The sequence below is a fragment of the Humibacter sp. genome, assembly GCF_051954055.1.
Lineage (GTDB): Bacteria > Actinomycetota > Actinomycetes > Actinomycetales > Microbacteriaceae > Humibacter.
The window spans coordinates 1-20543 of the sequence record NZ_JBQCIE010000019.1 but is presented as its reverse complement, the minus strand read 5'-3'; the positions used below and the strand labels follow the sequence as shown (position 1 = coordinate 20543).

Genomic DNA, 20543 nt, shown 5'->3' with positions numbered 1-20543 from the left:
CTGAGTGAGTCGGACGTTTCTTGGGGAATTGCGCGATTCAGGAATTCGCGCGGTATTCCTCGAGCAGCGTGGCGGGAATGCGGCCGCGGTCGGAGACCTTGTGCCCGTGCGCCCGCAGCCATTCGCGCGCGGCGCCGAGGTCTTCCTTGGTGTTGCGGGAAGAACGACCGGAAGTGGATGCCGAGCGAGTGCCGCGGAAGGACCGGCGGCCCGCATCTTGGAAAGGCCGGAATGCGTCGCGAAGCTTGCGCGCATTGGCATCGCTGAGGTCGATCTCATAGGAGACGCCGTCGAGAGCGAAAAAGACGGTCTCGCCTTTTCCGTCTTCGATTTCCACTCCATCGATATCGTCGACAAGGACCACGGTGGTTTTCTTCGCCATGCGATAACCATACGCAATTGCATTGCCTCGGCGATACCAAAACCGTGATCTATTAATCCGGTCACGTGATTCACCTGCTGTCACGGCCGTCGACATGACAGATCGCGCTCTCACGCCGAGTACATGACTATTTGGCCTGTTTTCGGGCGGGTGTCCTGTCGACGGACCGAGGCAGGCGCCCGGGGTGTACAAGCAGCACTCGACAAAAGGTCGTAGCATGGCCGGGCCATGAGTACCCCGACTTCGATCATGAGCGAACACACCCCCGAGATCACGAGAACGTGGTCTGCCGTGCTGTTCGACCTCGACGGCACCCTGACCGACTCCGCCCCCGGCATCACCCAGTCCCTAGCTGGCGCCCTCGAGGAGATCGGCCATCCGGTCGCCGACCCCGACTCCCTCACCGTGCACGTCGGTCCGCCGCTGCACGAGACGATGCGCGCCCTCGGTCTCGACGAGAGCGAGGCCGTCGCCGCCACCGCCGCCTATCGCGCCCGCGCCGACTTCACCGACCTGCACGGCAACGCCGTCTTCCCCGGCATGCTCGGTCTGCTACGAGGGCTCCGTGACGCCGGCATCCCGATCGCCCTCGCGACGAGCAAGCCGGTCGGCCGCGCCACGCGCATCCTCGAGCACTTCGGACTGCTGGAGTACTTCGACGTGGTGGGCGGCTCCCCCGATACCTCGCATAACAGCACGAAGGCGGATGTCATCCGCTGGGTCCGCGAGCAGCTCGAGGCCCATGGCCACGACACGAGCAACCTCGTGATGGTAGGCGACCGCGGGCACGACGTGCTCGGGGCGGAGGCCAACGACATCCCCTCGGTCATCGTCGAGTGGGGCTACGGCTCCCCGGTCGAGGCCATCGGGGCGATGGCCGTCGTGCACTCCGCCGATCAGCTGCGCGAGCTGCTGCTTCGATAGCTCAGCGCGCCAAGCGCTCGACGATGCCGCCGTACAGGCGCGGCAGGTGCACGGCCGCCGGCACGATGGCGGGCCGCAGCGGTGACCGTGCCGCGACGACCAGGCCGCTGGTGAGCACCCGGAAGTCTCTGGTGATCGCGCGCCAGTCCCGCTCGTAACGCGCCGGATCGTCCGCGGCGATCGCCGCCACCGCCGCCTTCGCCTCGGCCATGCCGAGACGCAAACCCTCTCCGGTGAGCGCATCGACGTAGCCGGAGGCATCCCCGACCAGCAGGACGCGGCCCGCCGTGCGAGCACGCGTGCGCTGCAGCAGCGGCCCCGCGCCGCGCACCTGGCCGAGCTGGGCGGGCGACTCACCGCGGGCATCCGCCTGCAGTCGCGCCGCGAGTTCCGGCTCGTCGGCGAGCGCCGCACCGAAGTCGGCGCCACGCCGTCCGAGGAGCGCGACGCCGACCAGCTCAGGACCGAGCGGTGTCACGTAGAACTCGCCGTGCGGTGTCCAGCGCACCTCGATGAGGTCACTCCACGGCGCGATCGCGTAGTGCCTGCGCAGCCCGAATCGTCGAGCGGATGACCGCTGCGGCCGCGCCCCCAACCCGACCAGTTCGCGCACGCGGGAGTGCAGCCCGTCCGCAGCGATCACGTGACCGGCCGTGAGGGGGCCGACGTCGGGGCCGGAGATGGTGACGTGCGTGTCGTGCGGGGTGACGGCATCCACTCGTGCCCGGATCACCCGGATGCCCCGCTCGGCGGCGCGCGCAGCGATGGCCGCGTGCAGCGTGGGGCGTGCGACGCCCCGGCCGGTCCCGTTCCGGAAGCGATGTTCAGCGCGAGCGCTCCCCTGGAGGTACGCGACGCCGCGCAACTCCGCGCCAGGCGGTTCCAGCTCGAGGTCACGAAGCAGGCGCCACGCGCCCGGCATCAGCCCCTCACCGCACGCCTTGTCGATCGGCGTCTCACGCGGCTCGATCACGACCGGCTCGAGCCCAGCATCGGCGGCGAACAGAGTGGCGACGAGCCCAACCGGGCCACCGCCGACGATCGCGATCTGCACCTCGGGCGTCATCGGAGCGCACTCCTGCGCGCGAACGACGCGTCGTGACGCACGTCAGGCGCCGTCCGGCACGGCGTGCGCGTGCAGCTGCGCGAGCGCGCGCTCCTCGGCCGGAATGCGAAAGCCCCAGAGCAGCACCGCGTTGAGGATCGTGAACGCGACCGCGGTGATCCAGCCGGCGTAGACGAGCGGCAGCGCGATGCCGTCGAGCGCGACGGCCAAATAGTTCGGATGCCGCAGCCACCGATAGGGACCGCCTCGAACGGCTCCGGCGCCCGGGATCACGATGACGCGCACGCTCCACTGCCGACCGAGCGTGCCGATGCACCACCAGCGCAGCGCGTTCGCGACGATGAGCAACGCCAGCATCGGGTAGCCCAGCCAGGGCAGGAACGCACCGGCTAGCCACGCCTCGAGCAGGCATCCGATCAGCAGCGCGACATGCAGGGCGATCATCGGCGGCAGCTGCCCGCGTGCGTACTCGCGCCCGCCATGCGCGAGCGACCAGCGCGCGTTGCCGGCGGACACCACGAGCTCAGCGAGCCGCTCCAATCCCACCAGGAGCACGAGCGCTGCATACCAGGTCACGCGGCGATCCCGGTGGATGCGGCCTCAGGGGCGCCGTCGGCCGCCCAGTGCAGCAGTACGAGCTCCGCCGTCACGCCTGGACCGAGCGCGAACAACAACCCGGTCTCATCCGGAACGGGGCTCCGCAGCGATTCGGCGAGGATGCCCAGCACGGCGGCGGACGACTGGTTGCCCGCGGCGGCGAGCGCACGCCAGCTCGGCTCGAGCGCGGCATCCGTGAGCCCGAGCGCCTGCGCGAACGCCTCGAGCACCTTGGGGCCGCCCGGATGCGCGAGCCACGTCGTCACGTCCGCCACCGTCAGTCCGTGCTCGCCGAGCAGCGCGTGCACGTCACCCGCGAAGTGCCGGCCGATCACCTCGGGCACGCCGGCGCTGAGCACGATGCGGAAGCCCGTGCCTCCGATGTCCCACCCGATCACGTCTTCGGTCTGCGGATACAGGCTGCTGCGCGTGCCGACCACGTCGGGACCGTTGAGCCCGCGGTCGCGCGCCAACGCATCCCCCACCACGACCACGGCCGCGGCCCCGTCGCCGAACAGTCCGCTGGCCACGATGTTCGCCATCGAGTCGTCACCGCGTTGCACTGTGAGCGAGCACAGCTCGACCGAGACGAGCACGGCGACGTCGTGCGGATGCCCCACCAGGTAGTCGTGCACTCGCGCGAGTCCAGCGGCACCGGCGACGCAGCCGAGCCCGAACGAGGGCAGCCGCTTCACGTCGGGGCGCATGCCCACCCGGACGGCGAGCTGCGCGTCGATGGACGGCGCCGCGACTCCCGTCACCGACGTGAACAACACGAAGTCGACCTCGTCCGCGCGGATGCCCGCTGCGGCGAGCGCATCCGTCGTCGCCCGCTCCGCCAGGTCTGTGCCCGCCGCGATGAAGAGGTCGTTCGCCTCGTGGAACGAGTCGAGGGTCGCGTATCGGTCCAGCTCCATGACGAGGTTGCGCGTCTGCACTCCCGCGGAGGCGTGGATGCGACGGAGCAGAGCTGCGCGCAGCGGATCGTGCGTCAGGAGAGGCTCGAGCGCCCGTGTGATCTCCGCCTGAGAGTAGCGGTGGGCGGGAGCGGCAGGCGCTGCCGCCACGATACGGGACACGTAGGGCAAGCTACCACCGGGCTCCCCGCCGGTCAGGGGCTTGCGGCAGACCCCCAGAGACCTGCGCCGGAGCATCCGCCCGCCGATACCCTGTTCGGATGACTGCGCTGCCTGAAGGATGGACCGACTTCGGCGTCGCCGCCGCGGGGGCCACCGCCGCCCTGGCCGGCCTGCTCATCGTGGCCATCTCGGTCAACGTTTCCGAGATCATCGCGTCGAAGTCGGCCGTGCACGGAGCGCGGGCGACGATCGCCTCGCTGGTGCTCGCGATCGCCGTCTCGCTCCTCATGCTCCCCGCGCCCCAGACGCTGCTCGGGCTGGGCATCGCGACCATCGTGCTCGGTCTGATCGCCTCGGCGATCCAGATCTCCGCGATCCGGGCGCAGTGGGTGGCGGGGGAGGCGGGACTGACGGCCGGGCCGCGCATCGCGATCCTCGCGCTCGCTGCCGGGCAGCACCTGCCCTTCCTCGTCGGAGGCATCCTGCTGCTCGTCGGCGTCGATGCCGGACTGTGGTGGTTGGTCGCCGGCGTCGTGATGGTCGTCGTGGCATCGCTCGTGGATGCCTGGGTGCTGCTCATCGAGGTGCGTCGCTGAGCAGCACCCGTCGGCTGATCAGTCGCGCTTCGGCAGCTGCTGCAGCGTCCAGCGGTTGCCATCCGGGTCGCTGAATGTGACGAAGCGGCCCCAGGCCTGCTCGTCGACCTCGCTCGCGTCGACACCGTTCTTCACCAGGTGCTCGCGTGCGGCATCCGCATCCGCGATCACGATCTGCACGCTGCGCTGGCTGCCCACCGGCATGTCGATGAGCCCCTTGCCGAACGCGATGGAGCACGCCGAGCCCTGCGGCGTGATCTGCACGAAGCGGATCTCGTCGCTGACCGTGTGGTCGTAGTCGACGTTCCAGCCGAGCTGGTCGCCGTAGAAGTGCTTGGCGCGGTCGACGTCGGAGACGGGCACGAAGACGAGCTCGATCTTCCAGTCCATGGTCGGTTCCCTTCTTTTGGATGACTGCAACCTTTGGATGGCTGCAACACTATCCACCAATCCGGTCAGTTCCTGTCCTGAATGCGAGAAGAATGAGGGCATGGCCGCCACCGCATCCCGGGTGCTCGAACTGCTCTCCCTGCTCCAGACCCACCGGCAGTGGCCGGGGCCCGAGCTCGCAGACCGGCTCGGTGTGACCGAGCGAACGCTGCGCCGCGACGTCGAGCGACTGCGCGACCTGGGCTATCGCGTCGACGCGGTGCGCGGAGCGGCCGGCGGATACCGCCTGGAGGCGGGCTCGCACCTCCCGCCGCTGCTGCTCACCGAGGACGAGGCGGTGACCATCGCGGTCGGCCTGCGCTCGGCCGTGGCGCAGGGACTGGTGGACGGCGAGCACACCACGCTGAGTGCGCTGGCCAAGTTCGAGCAGCTGCTGCCGCCCGCTCTGCGCACCAGAACGGATGCCCTCGCCGCTGCCCTGCGCACGTCGCCGTCGGGAGGCGTTCCTGTCTCCGCCGACCTGATCGGCACTCTCGCGCTGGCCTGCCGCGACACCGAGCGCATCCGATTCGCCTACCGTGCGGGCGACGGCTCTGAGTCCAACCGCAGCGTCGAGCCGCACGCCGTCGTCTCGCACGGCCGCAGCTGGTTCCTGCTCGCATGGGACCGCGACCGCGACGACTGGCGCACGTTCCGCCTCGACCGTATCGAGAACGTCTTCAGCACTCGGGTGCGGTTCGAACCGCGTCCGATCCCTGGTGGGGATGCCGCCGGGTACGTGCGCACAGGCATCCGTATTGCACTCGCTCCGCTGCACCTCGACGTCGTGCTGCACGCCGGAATCGAGGATGTCCGCGCCCGGCTCGGCGGGTGGGGTGCCGGTCTCGTCGACGAGGGCGCGGACCGTTGCGTGTGGCCGCTGTCGGGCGAGTCCGTCGCTCACCTGGTCTCCGCGCTGGCCTGGGTGCCGGCCGACCTCGGGTTCGAACTGCGCGGCGATCGCGCCCTGCTGGCCCGCGTGGCGAAGGCGGCGAAGCGGCCGGCATCGGCGGCGCGCGCTCAGGGCGGGGTCAGGCCATCGGTATAGTGCCAACATGACCGACGCAGCAGGTTCGCAGGCCGCCGGCGCGGCATCCTCCCGTCCGCTGGTCGCCGGCGTCGTGGCCGATGTGCCCGACGTCGTCATCACCGAGGCGGCGGCACTGGCCGCTCAGCTCGGCAGCACGATCGTGTTCGCCACGGTGGAGCCGCTGCGCTACTCGATCAGCACGCTGCCGGACGGCTCCGTGCTGTCGATGCCACTGGATCCCGACGTGGCCGACACGCAGGAGGAGACGTTCGATCCCGATCTCGTCGCCCGCATCCGGTCCCTCGTTCCGGATGCCAGCCCCGAGTTCGTCGCCCGCGCGGGCGATCCGGCGATCGAACTCGCCAGGCTGGCCGAGGAGCGGGACGCGCGCGCGATCGCGGTCGGCACCCGCAAGCCCGGATTCCGGGCGAGCCTCGAGGAGTTCCTCGCCGGATCGATCGCCGTCAGCCTCGCCCACAACCAGGCAAGGCCGGTGATCGTCATCCCCGTCGCGCACACCGTCGAGGGCCACGACCCGGCTCGACGCGCTCCGTCGTCCGACGCTTCGTGACCACTGGGCCGGAGGGTACGAACGCGCGGAAGCCCCGGCCGCTGCACCTGAATCCGCTGGCGATGCTCGTCGTCTTCGTCGGCGGCGGGCTTGGCACCCTCAGCCGGTACCTTCTCTCGCTGGTGATTCAGGCCATCCCCGTTCCCGGCCTCCGCGGGCTGCTCTACGGCGGGATCCCGCTCTCGACCCTGCTGGTGAACGTGGTCGGTGCGTTCCTGCTCGGCCTGCTGCTCAGCGGTCTCGCCCGCCGCGGAGCCGAGTCGCGGCGCGGGCGCATGCTGCGGCTCCTCATCGGCACCGGGTTCATGGGCGGTTTCACGACCTACAGCTCGCTCGCCGTCGAGGCGGTCGGGCTCGGGAGCGCGGCGAACCCGTGGTTCTCCGTCGCCTACTCGCTCGTGACGCTCGTGGTCGGGCTGGCCGCTTCGCTCGCCGGGATCGCGCTCGGAACGTACACGAGCCGACCACGGGCATCCGGCTCCTCCGACGCCAAGCGGGACGCCTCGTGACTCCGTCGTGGCTCGTGCATTCACCGGAACTGGCCGCGCTCCTCGCGGTGAGCGGAGGTGTGGGCGCCGTCGCCCGCTTCGTACTCGACGGCGTGCTGCGCACTCGGCTGCGCTGGGTCGTTCCGGCCGGCACGCTGATCATCAACGTGAGCGGATCGCTGCTGCTCGGGCTCATCACCGGGCTCGCCGCCTTCCACGCGACACCGGACTACTGGCGCCTCGTGCTGGGCACCGGGTTCCTCGGCGGCTACACCACGTTCTCCACTGCAAGCTTCGAGACCGCACGCCTGCTCATCGAGCGCAAGGGCGTGGCATCCGTCGTCAACAGCCTCGGGATGCTCGTGCTCACCGTGCTCGCGGCAGCGGCCGGGCTCGCGCTCGCGTCGCTGTAGGGGTTATGCGGCAGGCTTCGTCTTGTCGGTGCGCACACTCCAGCGCCCCTCGACGCGCGTGATCGTGAGCGGGTAGTCGAGCGCCTCGCTCACGAGCGATCCGGTGAGCACGGCATCCGCCTCGCCCTGCGCGAGAACGTGCCCATCGCGCAGCAGCATCGCGTGCGTGGTCGACGCCGGCAGCTCCTCGAGGTGGTGGGTGACGAGCACGCTCGCGAGGTCCGGATGCCTGGCCCGCAGCTCGTCCACGCGGTCGAGCAGGTGCTCGCGTGCTGCGATGTCGAGCCCGGTCGTCGGCTCGTCGAGCAGCAGCAGATGCGGGTCGGGCATCAACGCGCGGGCGATCAGCGTGCGTCCGCGTTCGCCCTGGGACAGGTTGGGCCAGCGGGCATCCCGCCTCGCCGTCATGCCCATCAGCTCGATGAGCTGGTCGATGCGGATGCGCTCGGCGGCCGTCGGCTGCCACCGCATCATGAGCTCCTGGGTGCCGGTCGCGCCGGTGGCGACGACCTCGCGCACGGTCAGCGGCGAGCGCACCTCGTGCCGCGGATTGACGTGCCCGATGAGCGACCGCAGCTCGCGCAGGTCGACACGGCCGAGGCGGCGGCCCAGCACGTCGACGCTTCCCGACGTCGGATGCTGCACTGCGCCCAGCAGGCTGAGCAGCGTCGACTTGCCCGCGCCGTTCGCGCCGATCAACGCCCAGTGCTGTCCCCGGTCGACCTCGAGCGAGATCCCGGAGAGGATGTCGCGCCCCTGCCGCACGAACGCGACGTCGGACACCGTGAGGATACGTTCGGGCACCCGACTATTCTGGCGCCTCCTCAGCCGCGTCAGCGACGAGCGGCGTGCTCGCCCGCGCGACGAGGAAGCAGCGCCGCTTCCACCATCGGGAAGACCAGCAGCAGCGCGACGACGGCGAGCGCCCAGCGGTAGCCGAGCCAGGCATCCGCGGGTCCGAGCGCCGAGGCGGCGGCGGTCGTGAGCCGCACGATGAGGGCGGCCACCGCGATGCCGATGCCGACCGCTACCTGCTGCATGGTCGAGGCCAGGGTGTTCGCCGAGCTCATCTGGTCGCTGGGCACGTCGGCGAACTGCAGCGAGTTGTAGCCGCTGAATCCGATCGAGCGGAACACACCGCTCAGGAACAGCAGGAACGCGATCCCCCACAACGGCGTCGTCGGATCGATGAACACGCACGCGACGTACACGATGGCGCCGAGCAGATTGCTGCCGACGATGACCCGCTTGAACCCGAACCGACGGATGAGCGGTGTCGTCGCCGGCTTGATCGCGATGTTCCCCACGAAGACGGCACCGACCAGCAGCCCGGCCTGTGCGGCGCTCCAGCCGAAGCCCACCTGGAACAACAGGGTGAACAGGAACGGCGCAGCGCTGATGATCAGCCGGTACACGCCGCCGCCTACATTCCCCACTCGGAATGTACCGATGCGCAGCGCAGAGAAGTCGAGAAGCGGATGCCTGCCACGACGCATCCACGTCACTCCGGCAATGCCCGCCCCGGCGGCGATCACCAGGTAGGCCGCCGCCCACGCCCAGTCCGTCGAGCTCGAGCCGACCTCCTCCATGCCGAGCACGAGCGCCGCCAGCGCGACTCCCGCGAACCCGAACCCGGCCCAGTCCAGCCGACGCGCCTCGGGTGCCGGCGCGTTCGGCACGATCTTCAGCGCGACGACGAACGCGGCGACCCCGAACGGGAGGTTGATGAGGAAGATCCACGGCCATCCGACCGTGTCGGTCAGCACGCCGCCCAACGCCGGCGCGACCACGGGCGCGACGAGCCCCGGCCAGGTGAGGTAGGCCATGGCATCCAGCAGGTCGCGGCGGTCCAGTCCGCGCAGCACCGCGAGCCTTCCGACCGGCACCATCATCGCGCCGCCGACGCCCTGCAACACCCGGCCCGCGGTGAGTTCTGGAAGGTTTCCGGAGAACGCGCAGAGCGCGGAGGCCACCGTGAAGATCGCGAGCGCGGTCGTGAAGATCTTGCGCTCCCCGAACCGGTCGGCGAGCCATCCACTCATCGGAACGCACACGGCGACCGTGAGCAGATACGCCGTCATCGCGATATTGAGGTCGACCGCGCGCACACCGAAGTCGTGCGCCATGGCCGGGGCGGCCGTCTGGATGATCGTGCCGTCGAGGTTCTCCATCGAGAGTCCGACCGCGGCGAGCAACGCCAGCGGCCGATTCAAGGTCGCTGATCGGGGCACCGTGCAAGTCTGCCGCAACCGTGCACGGCGCGTGGCCGGCGCTACCTCTTCCGTGTGCGCATGTAGTGCTCGACCAGCGGGACGAACATCCCGTCGACGGTGTTGTCGATGAACTCGTCGGTCACAGGTGTGTGCGTCATGAGCAGTTCGTGTCGCATGAGGTCGAACGGGAGGCTCTGCACCCGCTCGGGAACGACATCCAGATCGATCTCGCCCCGCTCCTGAGCCCGAGCGAGGATCACGCTGTTCCACACGGTCCGCTGTCCGATCAGCCTCTCTCGCACCTCCGAGAGCGACATCCCCGACTCGCTGAAGAGACCGGCGAGCTGTGCGCTCAGCATGACCGCCATCTCCACCCGACGCTCGCTCGCGATGCGCAGCAGCTCACGCAGGTCGCCTGCCAGCGTCCCGGTGTCCGGGACATCGATCGGTTCCGCATCGTAGTGGTGCCGGATGGCCGCGAGTACGAGCGATTCCCGGTCCGGCCACCTCCGGTAGATCACCGGACGACTGGTGTGCGCACGCTCGGCGACGGCGTCGAATGTCAGCCCGTTGTAACCCTTCTCGGTCAGCTCGTCCCATGCGGCGTCGAGCAACGCGTCCTCCAGCTCGGCGCCGCGGCGACGCGTGCTGGGGACATCTGCCTCAAGATCCACTTGTGTATCTTATCGCGAACGCGTACCTCGCGTATTAGATACAAACATGTATCTAAATGAGGAGTGATCGTGAGAAAGACCCGTACCTCGCCGGCGGTGGATGCATCCGTCAAGCGCACGACGACCGCGCTGGTCGTCGGCGTCCTGGCCGTCGTCTTCGATACGACGATCATGAGCGTTGCGCTGCACTCGCTCTCGAAAGACCTGCACGTTCCCGTCGGGACCATCCAGTGGGTCACTACCGGTTACGTGCTCGCCCTCGCCGCCACGGTTCCGCTGAGCGCCTGGGTGCAGAGGCTGTTCGGAGGCAAGCGGGCCTGGATGTTCGCACTCACCCTCTTTCTGCTCGGCTCCGTGCTCTGCAGTGCGTCGTGGAACGCGGAGAGTCTCATCGCGTTCCGGGTCGTACAGGGCATCGGCGGCGGCCTCATGCTCCCGCTGCTGCAGACGATCGTGATGCAGGCGGCGGCCGGCAGGAATCTGGGACGCGTCGCCGCGGCGGTCGGGCTCCCCGCCATGCTCGGGCCCATCCTGGGGCCGGCCGTTGGCGGCATCATCCTGAACTGGCTCGACTGGCGCTGGATCTTCTGGGTCAACGTGCCGTTCTGCGCCGTCGGCCTGTTCCTCGCCTGGCGAATGCTGCCACGCGACGAGCGCGCCGCGTCGCGCCAGAAGCTCGACGTCATCGGCATGGTGCTGCTGCTCCCCGCCCTGGTGGCGCTGCTGCTCGGCCTCTCCAACTCGGCGGGTAGCGACGGATTCGGAGCGGCGGATGCCTGGCTGCCGCTCGCACTCGGGACGGTGCTGCTGGCCGCGTTCGTGGTGTACGCGGTGAAGCGTGGCGACGGTGCGCTGGTAGACATCCGCTTGCTACGTCACCGCTCCGTCTGGTCGGGCTCGGCCCTGCTGTTCCTCTCCGGGCTCGCGGCGTACGGGATCATGCTGCTGCTACCTCTTTATCTGCAGCAGCTGCGCGGATACGACGTGCTCGCCGCCGGACTCTTCCTCGTGCCGCAGGGTCTCGGGACGCTCGCCAGCCGTTCCCTGGCCGGTCGCCTCACCGACCGGCTCGGCGCCCGCTGGGTCGCGGTCGTGGGCTTCGCGATCGTCGGCGCTGCTACCGTGCCGTTCGCGTTCAGCACCGCGACCACGAACGAGTGGCTGCTGATGGCCGTGCTGTTCGTGCGCGGATTCGGGCTCGGCGCCATCGTGATGCCGCTCATGGTGGCGTCGTTCCAGGGTCTCGAGTCTGCTGACATCCCGCACTCGAGCATCATCACTCGCACCGCGCAGCAGCTCGGCGGCTCCTTCGGGACCGCGGTGCTCGCCGTGATCCTGCAGTCGGGGCTCACCGCCCACGCTGCGCAGGGCACATCCGGCATCGCGACCGCGTACGACCAGGCGTTCTGGTGGTCTATAGGCTTCACGGCCCTCGCCGTGGTGCTCGCACTCGCCCTGCCCGGGCGCCAGGCGCCCTCCCCCGCCGTTCAGGACGCTTCGGTTCAGGTCGCAGTTTCTGTCGCGAAGACCGATGCCGACCGACCAAAACTGCGACCTGAACTGGACGAAGTGGGTGACACCACCGGCGAGTAGTCTCAGGCCGCGAGCAGGCGCTCCGTCTCGGCGAGCAGGATCGCGGTGCACAGCCCCTCGAGCGCTTCGACGAGCTCCGACAGCGGCGGCATCGTGGGGGCGATGCGGATGTTCGCATCCCGCGGGTCCTTCTTATACGGATACGTCGATCCGGCCGGCGTAACCGCGATGCCCGCCTGCGCGGCGAGCGCGATCGCTCGCTCGGCGCATCCACCGTGCACATCGAGGCTCACGAAATAGCCGCCGCTCGGCGTCGTCCAGGTACCGGCGTCGTACGGCTTCAGTCGCCGCTCGAACACCTCGGAGACCGCCTCGAACTTCGGGGCGACCAGCTCGCGGTGCCGACGCATGTGCTCTTCCAGACCGGCAGCATCCTTCAGGAAGCGCACGTGGCGCAGCTGGTTGATCTTGTCCGGTCCGATCGATTGGGCCGCCGCGTGGCTCAGGTACCACGACACGTTCTCGGGCGATGAGCCGAAGAACGCGACGCCCGCGCCCGCGAACGTGACCTTCGACGTCGAGGCGAACACGAACACCCGGTCCGGATTCCCGGCCTCCGCGGCAAGCGACAGGATGTCGATGGGCTCCGGCACGTCGTCGGTGAGGTGGTGCACGGCGTACGCGTTGTCCCAGAAGATGCGGAAGTCCGGCGCCGCCGGCAGCGACACGAGTGCGCGCGCGACCGCTTCGCTGTAGATCGCGCCAGACGGGTTCGAGTGCACGGGCACGCACCACATGCCGCGGATGGTCGGGTCCTCCGCGAGCAGCCGCTCGACCTCCGCGATGTCGGGTCCTTCATCCGTCATCGCGACCGGGATCATCCGGATGCCCAGATGCTCGGTGATCGTGAAGTGGCGGTCGTATCCGGGCACCGGGCACAGGAAGCTGATGGTGTCTTCGCGCGACCACGGCCGCTCACTCTCCGGCAGTCCGTGCAGCAGGGCGTGCACGACGACGTCGTGCATCACGGTCAGGCTGGAGTTGCCGAGCGCCAGAAGCTGCGGGACGGGCACCTTGAGCACCTCGGAGAAGATCGACCGCAGCTCCGGCAGCCCCTTGGGATTGGCATAGTTGCGCAGGTCGGCGCCGGACTCGTCGCGGAAATCGTCGTCGCCAGGCAGCGAGAGCAGCTCATTGGAGAGGTCCAGCTGCTCCGGCGATGGCTTGCCGCGCGTGATGTCGAGCGAGAGCCCACGATTCACGAGCGCGTCGTACTCGGCGGCGAGCTGCGAGTGCAGTTCGCGCAGTTCAGCGGAGGACAGTTCGGCGAGCGCGGTCACCCTTGAATCGTAGCCAGTGCCATATGCACGCCTGCTGGTTGCCACCGGTCGAGCTTGGGCGAAGCTCAACCGGTGGCGCGGTCAGGGAGCGATCCAGACGGTCGACTCGCCCCGCACGACATCCGTTGCACCGCTCGAACTCAGAACGACGTTCGCGCCGTCCTCGATCGGGTAGTCCTCGCTACCGAAGTTCGTGACGACCTGCCAGCCGCCGGGGCGGGTGAAGCGCAACACGTCATCACGCCCGGTTTCGATCCATCCCAACTGCTCGCCGCCCTGCAACGCGTGCCGCAACGCGAGCGCCCGGCGATACAGCGACAACGTCGAGGCAGGGTCCAGCTCCTCGCGCTCTACCGCGTACTCCGCGAACCAGCCCGGCTGCGGCAGGTGTGCTCCGTCCGCACCGAATCCGAAGGATGCTCCATGCGCGGACCAGGGCAGCGGCACCCGGCATCCGTCCCGGCCGATCTCGGAACCCTCGCTGCGGAGGAACGTCGGGTCCTGCCGCTGTTCGTCCGCGATGTCGGCCACCTCGTGCAGCCCGAGCTCCTCACCCTGGTAGAGGTAGGCGGATCCCGGAAGGCCGAGCAGGAACAGCGTGGCAGCGCTCGCCCGCCGCTCACCCCGCTCCCGATCCAGCTGCGACTCCGCTCCGCCGCCGAGCAGCCAGTCGTTTCCGGCCTTCTCCAACGTCTTGCCGCTCTCGTCGCGTCGAGTCTTCGGCAGCCCGTAGCGAGTAGCGTGGCGCACTACGTCGTGGTTCGAGAGCACCCAGGTGCTCGAGGAACCGGACAGCGCGGCGAGGTCCAGGTTCGAGGTGACGATGTCGCGGAACTGGGCAGCGTCGAAGTCCGCAAGAAGCAGGTCGAAGTTGAACGACTGGCCGAGGCTCTCCGGGCGCGCGTAAAGCGGAACACGCGCCGAGTCCACCCACGCCTCGGCGACGGCAGTGCGCGGCGGATCGTACGAGTTGAACACGGCCCGCCACTCCGCGTACACCTCATGCACGTCGTCGCGGTCGATGAGCGGATGCTTGCCATCCCTTGGGATCAACTCCAGCTCGGCTCGCGACGGCAGCGGCTCCGTCAGGTCCTTGGTCAGCATGTGGGCGACGTCGATACGGAACCCGTCGACGCCGCGATCGGCCCAGAATCGGAGCGTCTTCACGAAGTCCGCCCGCACTTCGGGATTCGACCAGTTCAGGTCGGGCTGTTCGACGGCGAAGTTGTGCAGGTACCACTGCCCGTCGTCCACGCGTTCCCACGCCGAGCCGCCGAACACCGACAGCCAGTCGGTGGGCGGCAACTCGCCGTTCGCACCGCTTCCGTCGCGGAAGATGTACCGCTCCCGCTCTGCCGAGCCGCGTCCGGCGGCCACGGCCCGACGGAACCACTCGTGCAGGTTCGACGTGTGGTTCGGCACGATGTCGACGATCACGCGGATGCCTCGCGCGTGCAACGCCTCGACCAGCTCGTCGAACTCCGCGAGCGTGCCGATGCGGGGATCCACGTCGCGGTAGTCGGCGACGTCGTACCCGCCGTCGGCGAGCGCCGACGGGTAGAACGGGCTCAGCCATACGGCGTCGACGCCGAGGTCGGCCAGGTAGTCGACACGGGAGAGGATGCCCTTCAGGTCACCGATCCCGTCGCCGTTCCCGTCGGCGAAGCTGCGCGGGTAGATCTGGTAGACCACGGCCTGACGCCACCAGCTGGCGTCGTCGCTGAGGATGGTGGTCGCGTTCGGTTCGGCGAGGTGCTGTGCCAAGAGGATGTTTCCTTTCGTTGTTGTGCGTGGCGGATGCCCTACTTGATGGCTCCCTGCGTCAGGCCGGACATCACCCAGCGCTGCGTGAACAGGTAGACGATGATCGACGGCGCCATCGCCATCAGATACGACGCGAACGACACGTTGTAGTTGTTCGAGAACTGCGTCTGGAAGATGTTCTGCAACACAGGGAGCGTCTGCAGCTGCGGGTTCGAGGTGATCAGCGCGGGCATCATGTAGTCGTTCCACGATGCGAGGAACGCGAAGATGCCGATCGTCGCGCTCATCGGCGCCAGCAGCGGGAAGATCAGCTTCCAGAACACCTGCCAGGTTCCCGCGCCGTCCATCCGGGCGCTCTCCTCGAGTTCGGAGGGGATCGAGCGCAGGAACGCGGTGAAGAGCATGACGCTGAACGACAGCTGGAACATGACGTGCAGAATGGCCACGCCGATCGGGTTGTCGAGGTGCACCATGCCGGTCAGCTTCACCTGCGACAGCGCGACCACCGGGAACGGGAGGAACATCGCCGCCAGCAGGTAGAAGAACGACCAACGGAACAGCCGGTGCTGCCAGTTGTGCGAGATCGCGTAGGCGGCCCAGGCACTCAGGATGATCGTGCCGCCGACCGTGACCCCGGCGACGAACACCGAGATGGCGAAGCTGCGCGGAAAGTCCGTGAGCGTCCACGCCTGCACGAAGCCGGAGACGCTGAACGGTGCGGGCAACTCGAACGCGTTGCCGTTGACCGCCTGTTTCGTGGTCTTGAAGGCCATCGACACGGTCACGTAGAGCGGCACGAGCACGGTCAGCGTGCAGAGCGTCAGGATGATCGTGAGCGGCCAGTTCGCCGGTCCGATGTGCCGAGCGCGACGACGTCGTCCGCCTCCGGTCGTGATCGCGCGGGTGTCGAGCGCGGTTTCGGGGATGGTTGCGGTGCTCATCAGAATTGCGCCTTTCCTCGCGTGAACCGCAGCTGCAGGAGCGCGATGATCACGGCGATGACGAAGAAGATGGTGGCGTTGGCCATCTGGTACGCGTAGTCACCGTTGCCGAACCCGTTGAAGATCGACATCGCGACGCTCACGGTCGCGGTGCCCGGTCCCCCGTTCGTGAGGCCGACGATGATGTCGTACACGTTCAGGAAGCCCTTGAAGCCGAGGATGACGTTGATCACGATGTATCCGGCTGTGAGGGGCACCGTGATCGAGCGCAGCTGACGCCATCCGGTCGCGCCGTCGAGCGAGGCCGCCTCGTACACCTCGCTGGGAATCGAGAGCAGCCCGGCGATGTAGATGAGGAGTGCGCCGGGGATCGCCTGCCAGGCGGCGACGATCACGAGCGCCACCAGCGCGAGGTTGGGGTCGGCCAGCATCGACTGCTCGAGCGGTGCGAAGCCGATGGAGGTCGCGAGTGCGGGAAGGCTCGTTCCGAACAGATAGCTGAAGACGTAGGCGATGACGATGCCGGAGATGACCATCGGCACGACGAACGCGGTGCGCAGCGCGCTCCGCGCGCGGATCTTCGCCGTCAGTGCAATCGCGAGCAGGAACGCGAGCACGTTGACGACGATCACCGTGATCGCAGCGAACAGGAACGTGAACCCGTATGCCTGCAGGATCGCCGGGTCGGAGAACGCGGCGATGTAGTTGGTGAATCCGACGAACCTGAAGGTGCCGAATCCGACGGAGTTGGTGAAGCTGAGCACGATGCCCATCACCGCAGGAACGGTGATGGCAAGCGTGAAGATGATCAGCGTCGGGACGAGGAGGAAGTAGAACATCGGCTCGATGCGGCGGGCGCTCGTTCGCCTGCCCGTCGTGCGCGGGAGTGTTGCGATGGCCATGGTGAGCTCGTTTCGCTGGAGAAGTACGGTCAGGCGACCCGGATCGCGTAGCGCGACCAGTCGGAGTCGAGGAGGGAGAGCTGCGAGGCAGGGCTCGAACCGAGAGCCATGGCCTGCGCGTAGTTGGCGACCGGGATGGCGCCGGGGATCAACTGCGAGGCGCCCAGGTAGAACCGGTTGCCGGCGTAGTACTTGCGCAGTCCGGCCAGTGCGGGGTTCGACGGCGCCGGCGCGTTCAGGCGGGATCCGAATCCGTCGTTGTCGTCGTTGTACGTGTCGTTGATCCTCGGCTGCATGAGCCAGGCCATGAAGTCGCGGGCCGCCGCCTTGTTGGGGGATGCCTCGGGGATCCAAAGCGCGAGGTCGACATTGACTCGCACCTTGAGGTCATCCGGACTCTCGGTGACCGGAAGCGGGAACATCCCGAGGTTCGCCTTGGCGTTCGTCAGGGCGATCTGGCTGAGCGCCCAAGGACCCTGGAGGTACATCGCCGCCTTGCCCTGGGCGAAAGCGGTGTTGCCGTCTCCGTAGCCGCGGCTCGCGGCATCCTTGTTGCCGTACTTCGTGAGCTCGATCATGCGGGCCATCGGCGCCGAGAGGTCCTTCGAGAACGACACCGACGAGGCCGGCCCCACCTTCGTGCCTTCCTTCTTGAGACCCCCGAAGAATGCCGGCACGTCGACCATGCCGCCGATTGTGTAGTCGAACATGCCCTGCGCGATCGTCCAGGTGTCGCGGTAGGTGTTGAAGAACGGGGTGACGCCTGCGGCCATGAGTTTCTTGCAGACCTCGACGAGCTGCGACCAGGTGGTCGGGACAGCGACGCCGTGCTGAGCGAACAGGTCTTTGTTGTAGATGACGCCCTCGGCCATCACCGAGTACGGGATGGCGCTCACTCGACCCGGGTAGTCCGCGGTCTGCTTCATCAGCGGCCACAGCGCGGGGTTGATGGACTTCGCCTGCGGGGTGTCGCTGAGGTCGGACAGCGCTCCGTGATTCACGAACTCGGCGACCAAGAAGTTGTAGTTCCAGCATCCGAGGTCCGGCGGCTGATTGCGTACGAAGTCCGCGGGAACGTTCGACGACGAGTCCATCACGACTCGCACCTTGCTCTGCTCCGCGTTGTACTTCGCGATCAGCTTGTGGAAGTACGGGATCACCTCCGGCTTGGAGAGGTAGAAGGAGATCGTCGTGGGCTGCGCTGCGGATGCCGCGGTGCAGCCGGTCAGCGCAAGTCCGGCTCCGAGGGCGCTGACTCCGGCGAGGAACCCTCTACGGGTCAGCGTTGCGGATGGTCGAGCCGGCGATGAGTGGGCTGGCGAGGGCTGCTGGGGCGAGAGCCGGCCGCGGGGTTGTCGATGTGGAGACACCGTTGTCCTTCCTGTCGAGCGAGATTCGGCACCGACTAGATTTAGCCACACTAGAAAGTACCGATGGGCCATACTCACATGGAGGGACGAGAAACGTCAACAACGGAAGTGAACTCGATGACGCCGGATAACGTCGCGCGCCCGGCCAGCATGGACGCGGTGCTCGACTACGCCTGGGGTGCTCGCGAGTTCACCGCGACCGATGTGATCGAAAACATCGAGGTCACACGATCCACGGCGATCAGTGCCGTGGATGCCCTCGTCGAGCTGGGCCTGCTACGCGAGCTGCCCAACGCACGCGACGCGGGCCAGTACCGGATGGGCCGTCCGGCTCGCCGGTTCGCTTTCCAGTCCGACGCCGGCGTCGTCGTCGGCGTGGACGCCGGCCACACGCATCTCGCCGTCACCGTTGCCGACCTCGCGGGCGAGGTGATGCATAGGTTGCGCCGCGAACTCGACCCGCAGAACGACTCCCCCACGGAACGTCGTACTGAGATCGGCGATGCGGTCGACGCCGCGCTGCAGGGTGCCGGCAGGGGCAGGGATGATCTCGTCGCCATCTGCGTGGGTGTTCCAGCCCCGGTCGACAAGCACGGGCGCTCTCCGCAGCATCCCGATGGGTTCTGGGCGCGCATGAATCCCGACCTGGCCGACGCGTTCGGCCCGTGGGCGCCGCTCGTGCGCATCGAGAACGACGCGTCGCTCGCTGCGGTGGCAGAGGGTTCGATCGGTGCAGCTGTCGGATGCTCGGACTACGTCGCTCTGCTCGCCGGGCAGCGGTTCGGCGCGGGTGTCGTCGTCGATGGCAGTCTTCTGCGCGGGCGACACGGCGGCGTCGGCGAGATGATCGCGTTCGACCACGTGATGGGTGTGGAGACGGCGGAAGGACTGGGCCACCAGATCTCTGGCTGGGCTCGTTCCGCGGTGGAGGACGGCAGCATCGCCCCTTCGAGCGCCCTCGGCTCGATACCAGCGGACGAGCTCGATGCCCGGCGCGTGCTCGAACTCGCCGCCGCAGGTGACACGGATGCGCGCAAGCTCGCCGACCGGGCGGGTCAGATGCTCGCCCGGGTCGTGAGCGTTCTGGGCAGCATGTTCGATCCGCAGCGTGTCGTCGTGACCGGAGCGGTGGCCGACGGCATCGCGGTCGCGGTCGACAAGGCGCGCGATGCGCTTCCCACCGATCTCGATCTGCCGGTTCCCGAGCTGGTGGTCTCCTCACTCGGTGCCGACGTGGTGGTCGAGGGTGCGCTGCACGCCGCGGTCGATCTGGCGAGGGAGCGCGCGCTCGACCTGTTCCTCGCGAGTCGTTCGCAGAACGAAGCGGCGACGTTGTAGTCGGGCGACACGCGCAACCCGTGTGCCGTGGCGTGCCACGGTGTGTGGGGACACGGTGTCATGCGGCGGGTCGTGCGTCAGGCAACTCGAATCTGGCTCGGCCGCCGAGTCGTGGTGTTCGGGTGGGGTCGATGTGGGGTGGTGGGGTGAACCATACGTGTCCGTTCTTGACGTGGATCTGCCACCCGTCTTGGTGTATTCGTGCGTGGCAGGGTGGGCACAGTAGTACCCCGTTGTTCAGGTTCGTGGGTCCGGTGTCGCGCATCCACCACAGGATGTGGTGCGCTTCGGTGTAGCCGACGTCGATTCCGCAGCAGGCGCATCCGCCGTCTCGTTCGTGGAGTGCGATCCGTTGCGCGGCCGTGAACCCGCGAGCGGTGCGACCCAGATCCAACGGAACACTGTCGGTGCCGAGCACGGCTGGGATGATCCCGGCGGTGGCGGCCATCCGGCGGATCGTGCCGGCCGAGACCGGGTGGTCGAGACCGTCGATGCGGCCGTGCCCGAGCCCGTCGGTGAGGGTGTCCAGGTTGACCCGCACGACCATCGTGGTGGCTGGTGCCGCCGGTACCCGGTGGCAGCCGATCACGTGCCGGGCGATCATCGCCAACGCGTCCGCCTGCCGCTGCGGGATGCTGCGCATATCCGCGATCACTGGCCCATCGGGAGCTGAACCGTCGGCCCCGGCTTCACGCGCGGCTCCCGGTCGTTCGGCGCGGATCCCGTGCGTCACGATGGCTTCGATCGCGGCCTTCACCGGGGCTGCGGTCTCCGGATCCAACCTCGCGGTCAACCGCACCATGCCGGTGCTGTCCTGCCGGATGGTCAACGACCGGTCCGCGCGGAGCTCTTCCTCACGAGGGGCGACACCGTCCTGATCCAGCCGGGCTTCG

The 20543-nt window shown here is 68.3% G+C and carries 22 protein-coding genes; 8 read left to right on the top strand and 14 right to left on the bottom strand.

Translation table 11 applies throughout. The features are described from left to right. Positions 1-37: 37 nt before the first annotated feature. On the bottom strand, positions 38-382 hold the full coding sequence (locus tag ACTHNC_RS02150) for a histone-like nucleoid-structuring protein Lsr2 (RefSeq protein WP_440292948.1): 345 nt from the start codon (positions 380-382) through the stop codon (positions 38-40). Positions 383-610: 228 nt separating this feature from the next. Between ACTHNC_RS02150 and ACTHNC_RS02145 the strand changes: the two genes are divergently transcribed. Further along, positions 611-1306 (top strand): HAD hydrolase-like protein, encoded by a 696-nt coding sequence (locus ACTHNC_RS02145; protein WP_440292947.1) that lies wholly within the window; start codon positions 611-613, stop codon positions 1304-1306. A gap of 1 nt (position 1307) precedes the next feature. On the opposite strand, the gene ACTHNC_RS02140 is transcribed toward ACTHNC_RS02145, so the two are convergent. Genes ACTHNC_RS02140 through ACTHNC_RS02130 form a run of 3 tightly spaced genes read right to left on the bottom strand, consistent with a single transcriptional unit; the run spans position 1308 to position 4048 of the window. Beyond that, positions 1308-2372 (bottom strand): NAD(P)/FAD-dependent oxidoreductase, encoded by a 1065-nt coding sequence (locus ACTHNC_RS02140; RefSeq protein WP_440292946.1) that lies wholly within the window; start codon positions 2370-2372, stop codon positions 1308-1310. Positions 2373-2414: 42 nt separating this feature from the next. Beyond that, a complete protein-coding gene (locus ACTHNC_RS02135; protein WP_440292945.1) occupies positions 2415-2948 on the bottom strand; it encodes an isoprenylcysteine carboxyl methyltransferase family protein in 534 nt (177 codons plus the stop codon). Continuing rightward, complete coding sequence (locus ACTHNC_RS02130) at positions 2945-4048, bottom strand: type III polyketide synthase (protein WP_440292944.1); 1104 nt, start codon at positions 4046-4048, stop codon at positions 2945-2947. Before ACTHNC_RS02130 ends, ACTHNC_RS02135 begins: the two co-directional genes overlap by 4 nt. Before the next feature lie 98 nt (positions 4049-4146). On the opposite strand from ACTHNC_RS02130, the gene ACTHNC_RS02125 reads away from it, so the two are divergent. Further along, positions 4147-4644 carry a hypothetical protein gene (locus tag ACTHNC_RS02125; protein ID WP_440292943.1) on the top strand — a complete coding sequence of 166 codons (498 nt, stop codon included), beginning with the start codon at positions 4147-4149 and terminating at the stop codon, positions 4642-4644. Between the two features lie 18 nt (positions 4645-4662). Here the strand turns inward: ACTHNC_RS02125 and ACTHNC_RS02120 are convergent, their stop codons facing one another. Further along, the gene (locus ACTHNC_RS02120; RefSeq protein ID WP_440292942.1) at positions 4663-5034 is read right to left on the bottom strand and encodes a VOC family protein; all 372 of its coding nucleotides are present in this window, start codon (positions 5032-5034) and stop codon (positions 4663-4665) included. Between the two features lie 100 nt (positions 5035-5134). On the opposite strand from ACTHNC_RS02120, the gene ACTHNC_RS02115 reads away from it, so the two are divergent. From ACTHNC_RS02115 to crcB, 4 genes are read left to right on the top strand one after another with little or no spacing between them, the layout of a single operon-like run. Then, positions 5135-6121: a helix-turn-helix transcriptional regulator gene (locus ACTHNC_RS02115; RefSeq protein WP_440292941.1), complete on the top strand. Its 987-nt coding sequence runs from the start codon at positions 5135-5137 to the stop codon at positions 6119-6121. A 7-nt stretch (positions 6122-6128) separates the two neighbouring features. Then, on the top strand, positions 6129-6674 hold the full coding sequence (locus ACTHNC_RS02110) for a universal stress protein (protein ID WP_440292940.1): 546 nt from the start codon (positions 6129-6131) through the stop codon (positions 6672-6674). After that, positions 6671-7183, top strand: a complete 513-nt coding sequence (locus ACTHNC_RS02105) for a fluoride efflux transporter FluC (protein WP_440292939.1) — start codon at positions 6671-6673, stop codon at positions 7181-7183. Before ACTHNC_RS02110 ends, ACTHNC_RS02105 begins: the two co-directional genes overlap by 4 nt. After that, the gene (gene crcB, locus ACTHNC_RS02100; protein ID WP_440292938.1) at positions 7180-7575 is read left to right on the top strand and encodes a fluoride efflux transporter CrcB; all 396 of its coding nucleotides are present in this window, start codon (positions 7180-7182) and stop codon (positions 7573-7575) included. Before ACTHNC_RS02105 ends, crcB begins: the two co-directional genes overlap by 4 nt. Before the next feature lie 3 nt (positions 7576-7578). Here the strand turns inward: crcB and ACTHNC_RS02095 are convergent, their stop codons facing one another. From ACTHNC_RS02095 to ACTHNC_RS02085, 3 genes are read right to left on the bottom strand one after another with little or no spacing between them, the layout of a single operon-like run. Continuing rightward, entirely contained in the window at positions 7579-8379 is an 801-nt protein-coding gene (locus ACTHNC_RS02095) for an ABC transporter ATP-binding protein (protein ID WP_440292937.1), read from the bottom strand. A 29-nt stretch (positions 8380-8408) separates the two neighbouring features. Continuing rightward, positions 8409-9806, bottom strand: coding sequence for an MFS transporter (locus ACTHNC_RS02090; protein ID WP_440292936.1), 1398 nt, complete (start codon positions 9804-9806; stop codon positions 8409-8411). A gap of 41 nt (positions 9807-9847) precedes the next feature. Continuing rightward, positions 9848-10462 carry a TetR/AcrR family transcriptional regulator gene (locus tag ACTHNC_RS02085; protein WP_440292935.1) on the bottom strand — a complete coding sequence of 205 codons (615 nt, stop codon included), beginning with the start codon at positions 10460-10462 and terminating at the stop codon, positions 9848-9850. A 69-nt stretch (positions 10463-10531) separates the two neighbouring features. On the opposite strand from ACTHNC_RS02085, the gene ACTHNC_RS02080 reads away from it, so the two are divergent. Beyond that, positions 10532-12055 carry an MDR family MFS transporter gene (locus ACTHNC_RS02080; RefSeq protein ID WP_440292934.1) on the top strand — a complete coding sequence of 508 codons (1524 nt, stop codon included), beginning with the start codon at positions 10532-10534 and terminating at the stop codon, positions 12053-12055. Positions 12056-12057: 2 nt separating this feature from the next. Here the strand turns inward: ACTHNC_RS02080 and ACTHNC_RS02075 are convergent, their stop codons facing one another. The 5 genes from ACTHNC_RS02075 to ACTHNC_RS02055 all read right to left on the bottom strand — a co-directional run bounded on the left by ACTHNC_RS02075 (position 12058) and on the right by ACTHNC_RS02055 (position 18312). Further along, positions 12058-13335 carry an aminotransferase class I/II-fold pyridoxal phosphate-dependent enzyme gene (locus tag ACTHNC_RS02075; RefSeq protein ID WP_440292933.1) on the bottom strand — a complete coding sequence of 426 codons (1278 nt, stop codon included), beginning with the start codon at positions 13333-13335 and terminating at the stop codon, positions 12058-12060. Positions 13336-13416: 81 nt separating this feature from the next. Beyond that, complete coding sequence (locus tag ACTHNC_RS02070) at positions 13417-15099, bottom strand: glycoside hydrolase family 13 protein (RefSeq protein WP_440292932.1); 1683 nt, start codon at positions 15097-15099, stop codon at positions 13417-13419. Between the two features lie 38 nt (positions 15100-15137). Next, complete coding sequence (locus tag ACTHNC_RS02065; RefSeq protein WP_440292931.1) at positions 15138-16040, bottom strand: carbohydrate ABC transporter permease; 903 nt, start codon at positions 16038-16040, stop codon at positions 15138-15140. Beyond that, a complete protein-coding gene (locus ACTHNC_RS02060) occupies positions 16040-16942 on the bottom strand; it encodes a carbohydrate ABC transporter permease (protein WP_440292930.1) in 903 nt (300 codons plus the stop codon). The genes ACTHNC_RS02065 and ACTHNC_RS02060 overlap by 1 nt, the downstream gene beginning before the upstream one ends. A 29-nt stretch (positions 16943-16971) precedes the next feature. Further along, positions 16972-18312: an ABC transporter substrate-binding protein gene (locus ACTHNC_RS02055; RefSeq protein WP_440292929.1), complete on the bottom strand. Its 1341-nt coding sequence runs from the start codon at positions 18310-18312 to the stop codon at positions 16972-16974. Positions 18313-18429: 117 nt separating this feature from the next. On the opposite strand from ACTHNC_RS02055, the gene ACTHNC_RS02050 reads away from it, so the two are divergent. Continuing rightward, positions 18430-19650, top strand: coding sequence for an ROK family protein (locus ACTHNC_RS02050; protein ID WP_440292928.1), 1221 nt, complete (start codon positions 18430-18432; stop codon positions 19648-19650). A gap of 58 nt (positions 19651-19708) precedes the next feature. Here the strand turns inward: ACTHNC_RS02050 and ACTHNC_RS02045 are convergent. After that, a partial coding sequence (locus tag ACTHNC_RS02045; protein ID WP_440292927.1) for a DUF222 domain-containing protein occupies positions 19709-20543 on the bottom strand: 835 nt, incomplete at its 5' end.